Raw genomic sequence first — 17221 nt, forward strand, 5'->3', positions numbered from 1 at the left:
TGAATATTTAGCGCTGCATCTTGAATGTTTTGGGGTATACTTATATCTTGAAATTATGCGCTTTTGACGAATCAAAGTTGGCATAAAATGTATCAAAATGAAAATAATAATCTAAATTAAATCATAGCGTTAAATCTGTATGATGTTTTATTTTTCCAAGGATAGGAAATTATCACCATGACAGCCTATATTATTCGGCGACTGCTACTTATTATTCCAACCTTTATCGGGATCACCTTAATGGTGTTCGCCTTGACTCGCTTTGTGCCGGGCGGGCCGGTGGAGCGTATGTTGCAAAGTGCGCAGTTTCAGGGCGCAGATGTGGGCACTAGTGTTTCCACCACCCATGCAGGCAATCAAAGCCTTTTATCGGATGAAGAACTTGCCGAGTTAAATGCTTTTTATGGCTTAGATAAACCTATCATTCCGGCGTATTTTGAATGGCTTGGCAAGTTTATTCGCCTTGATTTGGGCGAGTCCACACGCTACTTTGAACCTGTCACAGAGATGATCGCCGAGCGCATGCCAGTGTCGCTCTTTTATGGCGCAATGACTTTTCTTATCAGTTATTTAATTTCTATTCCGCTGGGCTATTTCAAAGCCATTAAACACCAAAGTTTTTTTGATTCCGCTTCCTCTATTGCCATATTTGTTGGCTTTGCCTTACCCGGTTATGTTATCGGTGTCTTGCTCATCACCTTTTTAAGTTATCAATATGATTACTTCCCGCTGGGCGGTTTTGTTTCCGATGATTTTGATTTTCTGACCCCATTTGAACAAGTCAAAGATGTGCTTTGGCATGCCGCCTTGCCATTATTTTGTTATCTAATTGGTGATTTTGCTCTGCTTACCATGACAATGAAAAATAGCTTGATGGAAAACTTGGCTGCTGATTATGTGCGCACCGCTATTGCCAAAGGGCTACCTTTTTCTAAAGCTGTACGCAAACATGCGCTGCGTAATAGCTTGATCCCTGTTGCGAGTCACTTTGGGAACTCCTTACTCTTTTTTATGAGCGGCTCATTTTTAATCGAAGTTGTGTTTGATCTAAATGGTATAGGTTTGCTTGGTTATGACTCGATTGTCGAGCGTGATTACCCTGTGGTGATGGGGCTTTTGGCTATCAATGCCTTGCTGCTGATGTTTGGCAATATTTTATCGGATATCTGTGTGGCCTTGGTTGATCCACGAGTGAAATTTGGAGGCGGCCAATGATGAAGTTTAGCCCATTAACGCAAAAGAAAATTCAACGTTTTCGCTCAATTAAGCGTGGTTATTGGTCATTTTTGATTTTATTAAGTCTATGTTTACTTGCACTTTTTGCTGAGCTTTTGATTAATAGTCGAGCGCTTGTGGTGCGTTATCAAGGCGAGCTGTATTTTCCAACCTATGGCGCAGTAATAGGCGGTGATACTTTTGATCTAGGCTACCCGTCTGAAACTAACTATCGTGAGCTCAAAGATAAGATGCAAAAAGGCGAGCTTGCGCAGCAAACCCAAGGGGATTTTGTGCTGATGCCGCTTGTGCCTTGGAATGCATTTGAGCAAGACTTTAGCCAAGACTTCCCCCCAAGTGCGCCCAGCGCTGAAGATAAACACTATTTAGGCACAGACACGCTTGGCCGAGATATTTTAGCGCGCCTTGTCTATGGCTTTCGGATCGCAATTGGCTTTGCCTTTTTAACTATGATCGTAAGCTATGCGATAGGGGTTGTGGTCGGCTGCGCAATGGGTTTTTGGGGCGGTAAGTTTGATTTATTTATGCAGCGTGGCATAGAAGTTTGGTCCATGGTGCCGTTTTTATATGTGATCATGATTTTGGTTTCCATTACCAAGCCAACCTTCTTTTTATTTTGTTTGATCAACGTCTTATTTGGCTGGATGGGGATGACTTGGTATATGCGCAGCATGACCTATAAAGAAAAATCCCGTGATTATGTCCTTGCAGCCAAAGCCTTGGGCGCCTCCAATTGGCGAATTTTGCTCAAGCATATCTTGCCCAATACCATGGTGATGATAGTTACGCTCGCGCCTTTTACGATTGTCGGTAATATCACGGCTTTAACCGCTTTGGATTACCTAGGTTTAGGCTTGCGTCCACCAACGCCAAGTTGGGGCGAGTTGTTGCAACAAGGCAAATCGAATTTAGATTCCCCGTGGATCGCATCATCGGTCGTGGCGGCAATTGTTGGGGTCTTGATGATGGTTACATTTATTGGTGAGGCGGTGCGTGAAGCCTTTGATCCAAAACGTTTTACTCAATATCGATAGGGAATAAAGATGAAATTATTGAGCTATTTTTTGTTTTTATTGACCTTTAGTTTGCCAAGCGCCGCTTTAAGCCTTGATGACTTACCCAAAGATTTAAACTGGCAAACTGGCCTGCAAGAGCCTTTATTTGCGTCCAAAGATGCGCAATTTGGTGGCGTGTTTCGCACTTATATTTCAAGCTTTCCGCAAACATTTCGCACTTTAGGGCCTGATTCGAATGGCACCTTTGCCGCATGGCTGCGTGGCACTAACCTTGCGCTTTTAGATAAGCATCCAAATACGGATAAATTTCTCCCGTCGATTGGGCAAAGTTGGGCGCTAGCTGGGGATGATCAAAGTGTTTATTTTAAAATTAACCCCAATGCACGTTGGAGTGATGGGGTGCCAGTGACGGCTAAAGATTTCACTTTTATGCTCCAATTAATGCGCTCAAAAAATATTATTGCGCCTTGGTATAATGATTTTTATACAAATGAAATCAAAGAGATAAATGTTTTTGATGATTTGACTATTCAAGTTGTGTCAGGCAAAAAAAGAAGCGAAGACGAGCTTTTAGATTATGTGAACTTACAGCCTAAGCCGGCACATTTTTATGCAAACCCTGAAAAAGATGAAGACAATGACGGGATAGCCGATGATTATGTGCGTCGCTATAACTTTAAAATCGAGCCAGTCACTGGGCCTTATTTTATCGATAAGATCATTAAAGGCAAAAAGGTCAGCTTTAAGCATGTGGGGCAAGACTGGTGGGGCTATGAGATTCCTTATTATCAACATAGATTTAATGTGGCGGCAATTAGCCTGCGGGTGATCCGCGACCCTGATATTGCGATGCGTTACTTTGAAAAAGGTTATTTAGATGCTTACCCTTTGATTCGCCCTGTGTTATGGCATGAAAAGGCGCAAGGGGAGTTATATGACAAAGGCTATATTCAAAAAGCATGGGGTTATAACCAAGCACCGGTTGGCGCTGGTGGGATGTGGCTCAACACCGCGATGCCGCTTTTAGATGATATTAATATCCGCACCGGCCTTGGCTATGCGATTGATTATGATGGCATGCTCAAAGATGTTTTGCGTGGGGATTATATTCGCAAACCTAACCCTATGGGTTTTGGTCATGGTGAGTATGATAACTCAGAGATCAAAGCGCCTGTCTTTGATCCTAAACTTGCCATTCAATGGTTTGAAAAATCAGGCTTTAATCAGCTTGATGATCAAGGCGTGCGCACGAATGCAAAAGGGCAGCGACTAAGTTTTGTCGTCACTTATGCCACCTCAGCGCATACCCCGCGTCTGGCTTATTTAAGAGAAAAAGCAAAGCTTGCAGGGGTTGATTTAGAGCTCAACTTGATTGATGGCTCCAGCATGTTTAAGTTTGTGCTCGAGAAAAAACATCAAATATCTTTCCATGATATGGGCACTTCAAGTATCCCTGCTTATTGGGAATATTTTTATTCAACCAATGCGAATAAGCCGCAAACCAATAACTTTACTAATTATTCGTCACCAGAGTTAGATAAGCTTATCGATGCATTTCGCAGTGAATTTGATTCGCAAAAAAAGCGCGCCTTATCAAGGCAAATTCAGCAACAAATTGATGATGCTAAGGTGATCATCAGTGGCTTTATGGTGCCTTATACACGCGTTGGTTTTTGGCGTTACTTAAAATTTCCTGAACAATTTATGACTAAGCAAACCAATTACTTATTCTTAGGTGGCGGTTTCATGGGAAGCATGAGCACCTTTTGGATTGATCTAGATGAAAAAGAGAAAACCTTGCAAGCCAAGCGAGATGATGTGGCGTTTGAGCCAAAAATTTGGCTAGATGAAACTTATAAAATTAAATCAGAGCCGGATTTAACCCAGATGTTAGATGAATCTGAGCAGGAGGCAGCGCAATGAGTTTCGCTCAAAATCAAGCCAAAGCGCAACAAATCGTACTTAGTGTCGAGTCTTTAGCTGTGCAATTTAGCACGGAAGATTCAGAGCATTTAGGCCAAGATAAAATCCTAAAAGTGCTAGATGGAGTTAGTTTTTCCCTTAAGCGTGGCAAAACCTTAGGAATTGTTGGGGAGTCTGGTTGCGGTAAAAGTGTCACCGCTATGTCGATAATGGGTTTATTGCCAAGACCTTATGGCGAAGTCACGCAAGGGAAAATCCATTATTTCCCAAGCACGCATAAGCAAGAGAATTTAGCACTTTTAGAAGATGCCAGCATTGAGCTTACAAGCCTTCAATTAAAAGACTTGCATGCGCTTCGAGGTAATCGAATTTCAATGATTTTTCAAGATCCTATGACAGCGTTAAATCCAGTCCAAACCATAGGGAAGCAGCTTGAAGAAGTGTATAAACTGCATCGTAAAGACTTAAATACACAGCAAAGACGCCAAGATGCGTTAGCTATGCTTGAAAAAGTTAAAATACCGTCTCCAGAGCTGCGTTTAAATGAATATCCACATCAGCTTTCTGGTGGCATGCGTCAGCGGGTGGTGATTGCGATTGCGTTGGCTGCCAAGCCAGATATTTTGATTTGTGATGAGCCGACAACAGCATTGGATGTGACGGTGCAGGCGCAGATTTTAGATTTGATGCAAGCGCTGCAACAAGAAACCGGCATGTCGATAATTTTTATCACCCATGATCTTGGCGTGATCGCTGAATTGTGTGATGATGTAGTGGTTATGTATGCAGGGCAAGTGGTTGAATCTTGTGATGTATTTGAGTTATTTGATCACCCTAAACACCCGTATACACAAGGCTTGATTTCAGCGATACCATCAAACACCACAAAGGCGAAAACAAAACTTAAGACCATAGAGGGCAGTGTCCCTGCCTTGGATGAAATGCCTAAAGCCTGCCGTTTTGCCAATCGCTGCATTTATGTCAAAGATAAGTGCCATCAAGAAAGGCCCGAGCTGCGTCAAGCAAATGCTAAGCATCTTGTGAGCTGTCATTTCTTTGACAAATTAACGCCTTTAAAGCTAGTTAAATAAGAGGTCACTATGCCGAATATATTGGAAGTTACGAACCTCACTCAGCATTTTTCTGGCGGCAAAAAGCTTTTTGGCAAAGGTTATACCGTGCAGGCACTTGATGGGGTTGATTTTGAAATCAAAGCAGGACAAACCTTAGGCTTAGTTGGCGAGTCGGGCTGTGGCAAGAGCACGCTTGGCCGCGCCTTATTGCAGCTTTATCAGCCTACAGCAGGTGAGATTAAATTTGGCAAAGAATCTGTAATGGGGATAAAGGGCAAAAAGCTCAAACAGATGCGCCAGAATATGCAAATCATCTTGCAAGACCCAGCCGAGTCACTCAATCCAAGACATACGATAGAAATGATCTTGGAAGAGCCTTATATTATTCATGGGCTGGGGACAGATGTTGAGCGCAAAGTCTGGGTGCGAGATTTAATTCAAAAAGTTGGCTTGCCATTAAGCGCATTAAGCCGCTACCCACATGAGTTTTCTGGTGGGCAAAAGCAGCGCATCGGGATCGCGCGTGCGATAGCGCTTGAGCCAAAACTGATTGTTTGTGATGAGTCAGTTTCTGCGCTGGATGTGTCGGTTCAAGCGCAAATTATAAATTTATTGCTCGATTTACAAGCCGATATGGGGTTAACCTTACTTTTTATTAGCCATGATTTATCCGTGGTGCGTCATGTATCGGATCAGATCGCTGTGATGTATTTAGGGGAAATTGTTGAATATGGTGATGCGCAAACCATCTATCAAAGCCCGCGTCACCCATATACTCAAGCCTTGATCTCAGCTATTCCTATCTCGCATCCAAGCCAGCGCGGACAGAAGCAAAGAGTAAGTTTAAAAGGTGAGTTGCCATCACCCATTAACCCACCGCAAGGCTGCCGGTTTGCATCGCGTTGTCCAAAAGTGATGCCACATTGTCGTCATTTAAAGCCAGACATGCAGGCAGTTGGGCAAGATCAATGCGTGAGTTGTTTTTTATATGAAGTGGCGGCAATGCCAAAACATCAGATAAAAACCACAAAATAAATGTGAAATTGTAGTAAAGATTATTTTAAAAAAAGGGATGAAAAAAGCGAAATCATATATTGAGAAAGTGATTATTTTAGGTAGAATATGCCCATTATTTGCTTGACGTAAACGTTTGCGTTTTGCTTTTTGAATACTTTTTAGTGTTTACCATTTTATAACCTTAGTTGGATTTTCAGGAGAAGAAGATGCTAAAGCGTGACATGAATATTGCTGATTATGATGCAGAGCTTTTTGCTGCGATTGAAGAGGAAACTCGTCGCCAAGAAGAACATATTGAATTGATTGCATCAGAAAACTACACCAGCCCACGCGTGATGGAAGCGCAAGGCACGCAGCTAACAAACAAGTATGCAGAAGGTTATCCTGGTAAGCGTTACTACGGCGGTTGTGAATTTGTTGATAAAGCAGAAGCGCTAGCGATTGATCGCGCTTGTCAGCTTTTTGATTGTGAATATGCAAACGTTCAGCCTCACTCAGGCTCACAAGCAAACAGCGCAGTCTATATGGCGCTGCTAAACCCAGGTGATACAGTGCTAGGTATGAGCCTTGCGCACGGTGGTCACTTGACGCACGGTTCACCAGTAAACTTCTCTGGTAAGCACTACAATGTTATCCCTTACGGTATTGATGAAGCTGGCCAAATCAACTATGAAGAAATGGAGCAGCTCGCGCTTGAGCACAAACCAAAAATGATTATTGGTGGCTTCTCTGCATATTCTCAAGTAGTTGATTGGGCACGTATGCGTGAAATCGCTGATAAAGTTAATGCGTATCTTTTCGTTGATATGGCGCACGTTGCAGGCCTTATCGCTGCGGGTGTTTACCCAACGCCTGTGCCACACGCACACGTGGTAACCACAACAACGCACAAAACACTTGCTGGTCCTCGCGGCGGTTTGATCCTATCAAACGCAGGTGAAGACATGTATAAAAAGCTAAACTCTGCTGTATTCCCTGGTGGTCAAGGTGGCCCGCTTATGCATGTGATCGCAGCAAAAGCCGTTGCATTTAAAGAAGCAATGGAGCCAGAGTTTAAAGCTTACCAAGGCCGCGTGGTACAAAACGCAAAAGCTATGGTGAAAACTTTCATCGAGCGCGGTTACAAAATCGTTTCTGGTTCAACTGAAAACCACTTGTTCCTAGTTGATTTAATTGACAAAGATATCACAGGTAAAGATGCAGATGCTGCGCTTGGCCGTGCCAATATCACAGTCAATAAAAACAGTGTGCCAAACGATCCACGCAGCCCGTTTGTCACTTCTGGTATCCGTGTGGGTTCGCCTGCGATTACCCGTCGCGGTTTCACTGAAGCTGATGCGATTGAACTTGCAAACTGGATGTGTGATGTTTTAGATAACATCGAAGATGAAAGCGTGATTGAGGCAACTAAGCAAAAGGTTCTTGCAATTTGTAAGCGTCTACCTGTTTACGCTTAATCTAGCGTTTTTATAACAGACATAAAAATGCCACCTCAAGTTTGGGGTGGCATTTTTTTAGCACTCAAAATAGAGATTATATCGCTTGTGAGTGAGAGTTAGTCACAGTTTGCATATCTTCAGCAATTACTTGCGCCATATGCGCGAGATCATCATCGCCTTGAGTCATCAGCACAATATAACCGCCTTGTTCTAATGGATAGTTGATACCTTTAAAGCCTTGCGCTTCAAATTTATCTAGCATCATCTCTTCTTGCGCAATAAATACAGTGATATCAGCTGTTTGGCCTTGAATATGCATATGCAAAGCATGCTCGCCATTAATAAAACCGCAGTTATTCACATAGTTCACTGGATATGGAAACTCATCCGTTAAGGCCAAACCATAGGCTTCAAGCTTAGAGTTTATTTGCTCTGGCGTAAAATGCACAGCTTTAGTCGGCACAAGATGGCTTTCTTTTTGGATATGGTTGACGAGTTGCTCCACTTGCGCATTAGCAGGGGAGACCAAAATATTTCCCCAGTTAATTTGCCCAGCGGCAAGGCCGACAGAAAATATCACACTTGCAGCAAGGGCGAGCGCTGGCTTAGAGAAATTAATCTGCTTTACGTTCGATTCCTTGTTAGGCATAGCCGCATTTGATGGCTCTTTAGTACTAAAGATATCTAAATCTTGGATATCAACAGTACTTTGGGCTGTTTGGTCATCAAGGTCGGATTCTGTGAGCGGATGATCGAATGGAATTTGCTTGAGTCTTGCTTCGAGACCTTCAGGAATTTCAACATCAAATGCTTTGGCCAATTCAGCATCTGCTTGTTGTAATTCTTGTTGGAGCATAGCAAGTTTTTGATCTTGCTTGATCATTTCTAAAACTTCAGGTGTGTCAATGTAAGGATCGGCAAAAAGTGCTTCTTCAACCTGTTGCTGGTTCATTTGCTTTCTCCTTCAGAAATAGTCTGTGTCGATGCAGTCTTCTTACTTTCTGCATTTGCTTGATTTTGTGATGAATTCATATTATCCAACCTCTGTTTTAACTGGTTTCGGGCGCGGAACAAGCGGGTCATCACTGTGTTTTTATTTAAATTTAATATTTCAGCTATTTCCTCCCCACTTAAACCGCCGATCACCTGTAAAAAGAGTGGCTCGCTGTATTCGGCTTCAAGCTCTAAAATCTGCTCTTTTAGCCAAACACTTTGGTGGTGAGAATCATCTGAAGTTTTGCCAGCATCGACTTCATCATCTATGTTGACTAAATCAAATTGCTTACGCTGAAAACGACGTGCATTTTCACGACGTAAGATCATGATTAGCCAGGATTTTGCTGCATTAGGATCCTGCAAACTGTCCAAAGACTTCCATGCACGCAGGCAAGTTTCTTGAACTAAATCCTCAGTGACTTGTTTGTCTTTAGTCAGCCAGTATCCATAACGATAAAGATCTTTATAATATTTGGTGACGAGCAGATCGTAACGCTGCTGCCTTTCCGCACTAGATAAGACCTTATCTGAACTGGTTTTCTTTCCCGTTCCTTGAACTATTGACACATGAATTCTCCCAAACTTAAGTTTCAAAAATAAGTATCAGACTTACTTAAGTTTTTCTCATCAATATGAGTTTTAAAATGCGCACATAAGTTTTGCATTAAGTATCCCCTAGTTATACCTTGATGCTAAAAATGCTGTCAATTTATCCCTAGTTTTTTTGCCTAAAACTAATGTCTAGGTTTTATTTTACTCATTATTGTGCGCTTGATCTGAAAGCTAAATATCAGCTTTTTAAGTTAGCTTTAGAGTGATCTTTGCACTGAGTAGCAATTTTTGTAAAAGTTTAAACGTTACAACTTATTTACTGTTAGATTACCATTAGATAACAAGTGATCCGACCTTTATTCTCACGGCTTGACAAAAAAAGGGAGTTTTATGAAAAAACAAAAGATTCAAACCCCAAATGGTGATCGCATTGCGATCGTACAAGGGTTACGTACCCCATTTGCGCGTCAGGGAACAGTGTTTAAGGAAGTGCCTGCCGTTGATCTTGGCAAGATGGTCGTCAAAGAATTATTAAATCGCAGTCGACTTGATCCAAAATTGGTGGAGCAAGTTGTATTTGGGCAAGTGGTGCAAATGCCATCTGCGCCAAATATCGCCCGCGAAATTGTTTTAGGCACCGGAATGCCGGTTTCAACCGATGCGTATAGCGTGACGCGCGCATGTGCAACGAGCTTTCAATCAGTGGTTAATATTGCCGAGAGTATGATGGCAGGCAACATTGAAGTCGGGATTGCTGGTGGCGCTGACTCTTCATCTGTGCTGCCGATTGGCGTGACGAAAAAGCTCGCGCAAAGCTTACTTGAATTAAGTAAAGCCAAAACCTTGTCTCAAAAACTAAGTATTTTTAAACGTTTATCTTTCAAAGATCTCGTCCCACAAGCGCCTGGCGTGTCAGAGTATTCCACGGGCTTATCTATGGGGCAAACAGCTGAGCAAATGGCAAAAAGTCACGGCATTTCAAGATCGCAGCAAGATGAATTTGCCCATCGATCGCATACACTTGCAGCCAAAGCTTGGCAAGATGGCCTGCTCGATGATGAAGTGATGACTGCCTATCCTGAGCCGTATCGCGAACATATTTCACAAGATAATAATATTCGTTTTGACTCCACGCTTGAAGGCTATGCCAAGCTAAAGCCTGCTTTTGACCGCGAGTTTGGCAGCGTGACTGCGGCTAATAGTACGCCACTCACAGATGGCGCGGCGGCAGTGCTGATGATGACTGAAAGTAAAGCCAAAGCCCTTGGATATGAAGTGCTTGGCTATTTAAAATCTTACGCCTTTACCGGCAACGCAGCCAAAGTCGATATGCTGATGGGCCCATCTTATGCCACACCACTGGCTTTAGAGCGTGCAGGATTAACTCTTGATGACTTAGATTTAATCGAGATGCATGAAGCCTTTGCGGCGCAAACACTCTCAAATTTAAAAATGTTTGCCAGTGATGAATTTGCTAAAGATGTGTTTGGGCGCGAAAAAGCCACAGGCCAAGTGAATATGGATAAGTTTAATGTGCTAGGCGGCTCGCTTGCTTATGGGCATCCATTTGCTGCTACTGGCGCGCGGATGATCACTCAAACCTTGCGTGAGCTAAAACGTCGTGGCGGCGGAGTGGCGCTCAATACTGCCTGCGCCGCAGGTGGCCTTGGCGCTGCGCTCATTCTTGAGGTGGATAAGGTTGAAGTGGATAAGCTAGATGCAAAGATGAGCAATACTGGCAAAGAAAGCGCTGAAAAAGCAAGCGAATAGGAGGCAATATGTCACAAGAAAGTCACACTCATACTCAGCCTGATGCTCTTAGCCTAGAGCTCGATGGGCAAAATATTGCTTGGCTTGCGATTGATGTTCCAAATGAGAAAATGAATACGCTACAAGCCTCTTTTGTCGATAAAATGAATGAACTGCTGCAAAGTATCGAGCAAAATTCAGCAATTAAAGGTTTAGTTATTTATTCTAAAAAGCCAGATAACTTTGTTGCCGGCGCCGATATACGTATGCTTGATGCTTGCAAAACTGCGCAAGATGCCAGCAAGATTGCTCGTTTTGGCCAAGAAGTTTTTGATCGTATCGCCAGTTTAAAAATCACCAGTGTTGCAGCGATTCACGGGCCATGTTTAGGCGGTGGAATGGAGCTTGCATTGGCGTGTGATTATCGGGTGGTGTCTGATGATGATAAAACCAAACTCGGCCTGCCAGAAGTTCAACTTGGGCTTTTGCCTGGCTCTGGTGGCACCCAGCGTATGCCGCGCTTAATTGGTTTACTAAATGCTTTGGATTTAATATTAACCGGTAAGCAAGTGCGGGGGAAAAAAGCCAAGAAGCTTGGACTGGCTGATGCATTGGTGCCAGTGAGTATTTTAAATCAAGTTGCGAGCACTTACGCACAAAAAGAAAAACCAAAACGTCAGCTCGATAAAAAATCTCAGCTTGCGGCGACAGGATTGGGAAGCAAGTTAATTTTAAAAGAAGCAGGTAAAAAAGCCCAAGCTAAAGCTAGGAATAATTATCCTGCGATAGATTTGATTTTAGAAACCATCGCCACAGGTCTGCAAAAAGGCTTTAAAGCTGGGCTTGAAAAAGAAGCAAATGCTTTTGGCGAGCTGGTGATGAGCCCAGAGTCCAAGGCATTACGCCATATTTTCTTTAGTCAAACAGCGCTGAAAAAAGATCGAGGCGCCGATGCCAAGCCGCAAGATGTTCAATCTATTGGCGTTTTAGGTGGCGGTTTGATGGGCGCAGGAATTGCCTATGTAAGCGCAGTTAAAGCCAATAAATCGGTACGAATTAAGGATGTGGCGCACGACGGAGTACTAAAAGGGCTGCAATATAGCCATAAGTTATTGTTAGCGGCGCAAAAGCGTGGCATTTATCACCCAAGGCAAGTGCAATATCAAATGCAAAAGATCTCTGGTGGGGTTGATTTCACTGGCTTTCAAAGCTTAGATTTAGTCGCCGAAGCTGTGTTTGAAGATCTTGAGTTAAAACAACAAATGGTTGCCGAAGTGGAAGTGCATTGCGCTGATAAAATCATTTTTGCTACCAATACCTCATCGATTCCGATTGCTGATATTGCTGCCAATGCTAAACGCGCTGAAAATATCATAGGCTTGCATTACTTTAGCCCAGTTGAAAAAATGCCTTTGGTTGAAGTGATCCCACACCAAAGCACTTCTGCGCAGACGATTAGCACGACGGTAGCACTGGCAAAAGCGCAAGGCAAAACACCAATTGTGGTGCAAGATAAAGCTGGTTTTTATGTCAATCGTATTTTGGCCCCTTATATGAATGAGGCTGCACGTATTTTGGTTTCTGGTGAGCCAGTTGAAAAAATTGATAAAGCATTGGTCGACTTTGGTTTCCCTGTGGGCCCAATGAATCTTTTGGATGAAGTCGGCGTGGATATTGGCGCAAAAATCACGCCTATATTGGAGAGAGCTTTCGGCTCAAGGTTTAGTGCGCCGAATCTATTTGATATTTTGCTTGAAGATAAGCGCTTAGGCAAAAAGTCAGGTAAGGGCTTTTATAAATATACGAAGTGTAAAAAAACGGCTAAAAAAGAGGTCGATCCAAAAGTATATGAGTTACTCAATATCAGTATTGATGAGTCATTAAACCCAGAAGTGATAGCAAAACGTTGTACTTATTTAATGCTAAATGAAGCGGTGCGCACGCTCGATGAAGGGATTATAAAAAGCGCGCGCGATGGGGATATCGGGGCGATTTTTGGCATAGGTTTCCCGCCATTTTTAGGTGGTCCATTCCATTATATGGATAGTGTTGGGCTAGATGTCATTGTTCAAGAGATGCAAGCATTTGCCAATGATTATGGGGAGCATTTTATGCCATGTGAAGCTTTAGTCACACGAGCGAAAACAGGGCAAAGCTTTTATTGAGTATGACTTGATATTGATATGAATCACGGTGATGAATATCAGGCACTGAATCACTTCATATCTAAAATTAAAGGTGGTAATCTTTGCAGGGTTACCACTTTTTTTATGCAGGAAGGACTATGTCTTCAGATTTTAACGGCTCAAGCGCAACCTATAAGCGCGCCGAAGCAGGCTATCGCGAAAAAGCACTCAAACTTTATCCTTGGGTGTGTGGACGCTGTGCGCGTGAGTTTGTATATTCGAATTTACGTGAGTTGACTGTGCATCATATCGATCACGATCATAGCAATAACCCAGAAGATGGCAGCAATTGGGAGCTACTTTGCTTATATTGCCATGATCATGAGCATTCAAAATATCTTGATCATGACAGATATGGCAGCACAGTACGCCCAGGTGAGGACGATCATGTGGCTGCCACGTTTAACCCTTTTGCAAACTTAAAAGAAATGATGAAAAAGTAATATCGTCATTCTTTATCAAACTTGGCCACTTGAGTTTGAAACTGGCGAATAGATTGAATCGCTGTTCCTATTTCTTGACTCAATGGCTTAGTTTGGCTTTGTTCTTCCTGCTCCTGATTCTCTGGGGTATGAAGCAGTAAACGGTCCGCCGTTCTTGGTTTAAGCGTTTGCACAACAAAGCGGATCATATCTTCACGGCTTAGGTTCTCTATCGCCTGACAAACTCTTTCTCTAAACGTAAAGCTGTAGTCCTTGGTACCAATTAAGGTCCAAAATCTTTGTCCGCGTGCATATAAGTTATTGTCTGGCATGGTCATTTTATTAAGAAGACCTTGCTTATTATAACGCCATTGACTTTCGCTTAACTCAAGTAATAACAGATAGAAATTATTTAAAAAGTCATCAATTGCAGCCACTAATTGGCGGCTGGTGGCATTTGGCGATTGCACATAAAGCACAAGGCCAGCATAACGTTTAAGCGGCATATTCGAGGTGCCAACCATATAACCCAATTGCTGTTTGGTTCTCAGTTCATGGAAAAACGCCGCAGACATCAAGTGGTTTGCGAGTAAATAAATGGCGCTTGACTGCTCAGAGACTTCTTTGGCTTGATAGTAAGCGATCACCGCTGCATCATCTTGCTGGCAATCATATTCATAAACCAAAGTTTTTTGATCTTTAAGTAGCACAAGTGGACGCAAAGATTCTTCATAACGTTGATTTTTTACTCTTAATGCATGTTTGACGCTGTCTGCTAGACGTACAGCTTCCGCTTCATCTTTATCTCCATAGACAAACATCTCAACATAGAGCTCACAGAGCATTTCATCGACAAAGGTTGCGAGATCTTGGCTCTCAATTTTGACCAAAGCATCGTGCATGGTTAATGCGGATGGATGGTTTGGTTGTAAAAAAGCGCTCATTTGACCAAATAGTTGGGTGACAGGGCGGTCTTTTTCGCTATTTTTCCAGTAGCGCTTAAGCTGGTTTTTAATGGAATCAAAACGTTCTTGGCTAAAGCTGCGAGCGCTGAATTTTTGTAAGATCACATCCAAGAGCTGATCTTGCTTTTGCGAGAAACCAGTTATTTTTAAAGTGACGCCACCTTGGTGCACATTGATGTCATAACTCATGCCTGCAATTTCAGCTTGATACGTTTCTTCTCCAAGCGCATCTAAAAACATTTCGACACAAAGTCTTGTTTTGACAATATTTTCCGTAGTCGCGACGGCATGCGGGCTATCAATCGCAATAAAAATCATGCCCTTTGGCACATTAAATTCATTATCTTGCATATGCCATAAACGAAAGCCATCTAACTCTTGAACCAGTTTTGGCTCGCTATGAGCATGTTTCGCTTTAGACTCAAAATCTGTGCATATATATGGGTTTGGTCTTGGCAATAAGAGCTCATCAATCGGTTTTGGTGCTTGCCACGCTTGGATTTGTTTTGGCGTAAACTTAGCCACGCGATACGGCGTATCATACCAAGCAGCAGTTTTATCAAACGCTTGGCTAAAATCAAATTCATTATTTGGAATATTCTTATTTTGCTTTCTGGCAACGAGAGTGACGCGTAAATTATCAACACTCAAATAAGGCAATAAGTCACGCAGCTCGGATTCTTGATAATCTGTCATCATGTAATCCCCATAGATGACATCATCAAAATCAAAGAGTTGTAAATTCATGACCAAGTGAGAGGTGAGATCAATCAAGCGGCCACGCTCTTGAAAGCGAAATACAGATTCAAGCACAGCGGCTTTCTCATCAAAACGCCATTTGGCTATCCCGTCTTGCTTTAATAACTCGATATAATAAAACACAGACTCAATAATCGGGTCGATTTGAGTTAAACCTAACTTAGTCAAGGCAAGGCTAATGGTAAATTCACGAAAGTTATTACCGCTGATCCCGCCGCCGGCACTTAATGAGGTGATCAGACGTTTTTTCTTTAAATATTGCAACAGACTGCCGTGGCTTTCATCGCCAAGTAAATGCGCAAAGTAAGAGAGCGGTTTGGTGCGATAAGAATCATCCATCGCCGGGAATAAAAATGAAAGGGTGAGCTTACGGCTCTTTTTCTCTGGCTCGATATGGACAAATTGCTGCTTATCTTGCTCACGCCACAAAGGCTCAAGAATTTTTTTATCTGCCAGATGATTGTTTTGAATCGGACTAAAATATTCACGCGCAAGGGCTTCTTGATGCGCAAGTGGATGCGGCGCAGCAATCACAACTGTCATTAAATCTGCTGAATAAGCCTGGTGATAAAAATCCATGACTTCATCACGAATACTGCTATCTTCTTGATCGCTTAGGGTTTCTAAATTACCAACGGAGAATTTAGCAAAAGGGTGATTAGGGTTAATCACTTCTTTATGCACTTGGTATTGGCGACGCGACTCATCTTTATATTTCATCTCAAATTCAGATTGCACCGCATGACGCTCTTTGTCTAAGGCTTCAGGGTTAAAGGTTGGCGCAATAAAAAATTGGCTAAATCTATCCAAACCGCCTTCAAAGGCTTTCGCATGAATATCAAAGAAAAAACAAGTATGCTCAGTTCCGGTCCACGCATTGTTTGTACCGCCATTACGCGAAATAAAGGCTTGAAATTCACCTACTTGCGGGTATTTTTCAGTCCCAAGAAAAAGCATATGCTCTAAAAAGTGGGCTAAGCCTTGACGATGAATGGGATCATCATAATGGCCAACGCGCACGGCAAGCGCAGCAGAGGCTTTTTGCGCATCTTGGTCTTGAATTAGTAAGATTTTGAGGCCATTTTCTAAAACCAGTTGACGATAGTTTCGAGTATCATTGGGACTGATGCGCACATTTCACCTCATTTGAAGAAAAAGACTAGATAATTAGCATAGCATATGGGTTAAGTTTTGGTAGTGAAAATAAAAACTTACATCTATTTGTTTGATAGTTTTAATCAGCTTTATGCTTGCTGTAGGCCTGAATGATTTTAGCCTTATCCGGTGCGATATATTGTGCGTGAGACTGTAAAAGCTGGCGTAACTTTGGTGAGATCCGCGTTTCACAAAAAGGTTTTTGTGGATTTTTAAAGTAATAGTCTTGTTTTGCCTCTGCTGAGGGTTCAAATTGCGTCTGATAATAGACTTGGGTGGTTAAAGTTTGGTTTTTATTTTTATATTCTGCTTGTAAGTTCTGCAAAATGCGAGAAACTTGAGTGTAAGTTTGCTCATCTTGCACATAAATAGCACTCGGATAACGTGCTTTTAAAGCATGGCTTTTGGTTGGATCGTGTGACAACAAGTGGATTTCGATTAAAACCTCTAAGCTAATCTCTTGCGGAGCAAAAGTGACAACTATCGCCTCAACAAAATCAGCCTCTTGCTTAAGGGCTTGATGGATATTCGGTGTTATTTTTGTTTGTTTTTGGCTGCGACTAACCCATCCTTGGGTGACAGTTAGAACACCATTTAAGGCGCGAAACATAGCTTCTAAGCACCAATAGCAAGTGCCGCTTAAGGTGATGGTTTGGGGGTTAGAATAAGATAAATTAAACTGGTCAGATCTCTTGTGTGGCAAAATCAGCTATCCTCTGGGGTCGTTTTACAC

At 42.5% G+C, this 17221-nt stretch carries 13 protein-coding genes; 9 read left to right on the forward strand and 4 right to left on the reverse strand.

The window, feature by feature from the left end:
* The first annotated feature begins 177 nt into the window (after window positions 1–177).
* From AC2VOY_RS10240 to glyA, 6 genes are all read left to right on the forward strand, one after another.
* Complete coding sequence (locus tag AC2VOY_RS10240; RefSeq protein ID WP_491831244.1) at window positions 178–1215, forward strand: ABC transporter permease subunit; 1038 nt, start codon at window positions 178–180, stop codon at window positions 1213–1215.
* Entirely contained in the window at window positions 1212–2270 is a 1059-nt protein-coding gene (locus AC2VOY_RS10245; RefSeq protein ID WP_491831245.1) for an ABC transporter permease, read from the forward strand. The genes AC2VOY_RS10240 and AC2VOY_RS10245 overlap by 4 nt, the downstream gene beginning before the upstream one ends.
* 9 nt (window positions 2271–2279) lie before the next feature.
* A complete protein-coding gene (locus AC2VOY_RS10250) occupies window positions 2280–4175 on the forward strand; it encodes an extracellular solute-binding protein (RefSeq protein WP_491831246.1) in 1896 nt (631 codons plus the stop codon).
* Window positions 4172–5266 carry an ABC transporter ATP-binding protein gene (locus tag AC2VOY_RS10255; protein ID WP_491831247.1) on the forward strand — a complete coding sequence of 365 codons (1095 nt, stop codon included), beginning with the start codon at window positions 4172–4174 and terminating at the stop codon, window positions 5264–5266. Before AC2VOY_RS10250 ends, AC2VOY_RS10255 begins: the two co-directional genes overlap by 4 nt.
* A 9-nt stretch (window positions 5267–5275) precedes the next feature.
* Window positions 5276–6283: an ABC transporter ATP-binding protein gene (locus AC2VOY_RS10260; protein ID WP_491831248.1), complete on the forward strand. Its 1008-nt coding sequence runs from the start codon at window positions 5276–5278 to the stop codon at window positions 6281–6283.
* 188 nt (window positions 6284–6471) lie between these two features.
* Window positions 6472–7722 (forward strand): serine hydroxymethyltransferase, encoded by a 1251-nt coding sequence (gene glyA / locus AC2VOY_RS10265; protein WP_491831249.1) that lies wholly within the window; start codon window positions 6472–6474, stop codon window positions 7720–7722.
* A 76-nt stretch (window positions 7723–7798) separates the two neighbouring features.
* Here glyA and AC2VOY_RS10270 read toward each other — a convergent pair whose 3' ends face one another.
* Both AC2VOY_RS10270 and AC2VOY_RS10275 read right to left on the reverse strand, forming a co-directional pair.
* Window positions 7799–8656 (reverse strand): DUF3379 family protein, encoded by an 858-nt coding sequence (locus AC2VOY_RS10270; RefSeq protein ID WP_491831250.1) that lies wholly within the window; start codon window positions 8654–8656, stop codon window positions 7799–7801.
* Window positions 8653–9267, reverse strand: coding sequence for a sigma-70 family RNA polymerase sigma factor (locus AC2VOY_RS10275; protein WP_491831252.1), 615 nt, complete (start codon window positions 9265–9267; stop codon window positions 8653–8655). Before AC2VOY_RS10275 ends, AC2VOY_RS10270 begins: the two co-directional genes overlap by 4 nt.
* Before the next feature lie 375 nt (window positions 9268–9642).
* Between AC2VOY_RS10275 and fadI the strand changes: the two genes are divergently transcribed.
* The 3 genes from fadI (at window position 9643) to AC2VOY_RS10290 (ending at window position 13630) form a co-directional block, all read left to right on the forward strand.
* Window positions 9643–11022 (forward strand): acetyl-CoA C-acyltransferase FadI, encoded by a 1380-nt coding sequence (fadI, locus tag AC2VOY_RS10280; RefSeq protein ID WP_491831253.1) that lies wholly within the window; start codon window positions 9643–9645, stop codon window positions 11020–11022.
* A gap of 8 nt (window positions 11023–11030) precedes the next feature.
* Window positions 11031–13166, forward strand: coding sequence for a fatty acid oxidation complex subunit alpha FadJ (fadJ, locus tag AC2VOY_RS10285; protein WP_491831254.1), 2136 nt, complete (start codon window positions 11031–11033; stop codon window positions 13164–13166).
* A 119-nt stretch (window positions 13167–13285) separates the two neighbouring features.
* Window positions 13286–13630 (forward strand): YajD family HNH nuclease, encoded by a 345-nt coding sequence (locus AC2VOY_RS10290; protein ID WP_491831255.1) that lies wholly within the window; start codon window positions 13286–13288, stop codon window positions 13628–13630.
* A 5-nt stretch (window positions 13631–13635) separates the two neighbouring features.
* On the opposite strand, the gene AC2VOY_RS10295 is transcribed toward AC2VOY_RS10290, so the two are convergent.
* A complete protein-coding gene (locus AC2VOY_RS10295) occupies window positions 13636–16467 on the reverse strand; it encodes an insulinase family protein (RefSeq protein ID WP_491831256.1) in 2832 nt (943 codons plus the stop codon).
* Between the two features lie 100 nt (window positions 16468–16567).
* Window positions 16568–17191: a peptide-methionine (S)-S-oxide reductase gene (locus AC2VOY_RS10300; RefSeq protein WP_491831257.1), complete on the reverse strand. Its 624-nt coding sequence runs from the start codon at window positions 17189–17191 to the stop codon at window positions 16568–16570.
* Window positions 17192–17221: the final 30 nt, after the last annotated feature.

Source organism: Vibrio sp. KMM 9700 (assembly GCF_058545285.1).

Coding starts and splice junctions, on each gene's coding strand:
- AC2VOY_RS10240 (WP_491831244.1), top strand. CDS start 178: ATGACAGCCTATATTATTCGGCGACTGCTACTTATTATTCCAACCTTT.
- AC2VOY_RS10245 (WP_491831245.1), top strand. CDS start 1,212: ATGATGAAGTTTAGCCCATTAACGCAAAAGAAAATTCAACGTTTTCGC.
- AC2VOY_RS10250 (WP_491831246.1), top strand. CDS start 2,280: ATGAAATTATTGAGCTATTTTTTGTTTTTATTGACCTTTAGTTTGCCA.
- AC2VOY_RS10255 (WP_491831247.1), top strand. CDS start 4,172: ATGAGTTTCGCTCAAAATCAAGCCAAAGCGCAACAAATCGTACTTAGT.
- AC2VOY_RS10260 (WP_491831248.1), top strand. CDS start 5,276: ATGCCGAATATATTGGAAGTTACGAACCTCACTCAGCATTTTTCTGGC.
- glyA (WP_491831249.1), top strand. CDS start 6,472: ATGCTAAAGCGTGACATGAATATTGCTGATTATGATGCAGAGCTTTTT.
- AC2VOY_RS10270 (WP_491831250.1), bottom strand. CDS start 8,656: ATGAACCAGCAACAGGTTGAAGAAGCACTTTTTGCCGATCCTTACATT.
- fadI (WP_491831253.1), top strand. CDS start 9,643: ATGAAAAAACAAAAGATTCAAACCCCAAATGGTGATCGCATTGCGATC.
- fadJ (WP_491831254.1), top strand. CDS start 11,031: ATGTCACAAGAAAGTCACACTCATACTCAGCCTGATGCTCTTAGCCTA.
- AC2VOY_RS10290 (WP_491831255.1), top strand. CDS start 13,286: ATGTCTTCAGATTTTAACGGCTCAAGCGCAACCTATAAGCGCGCCGAA.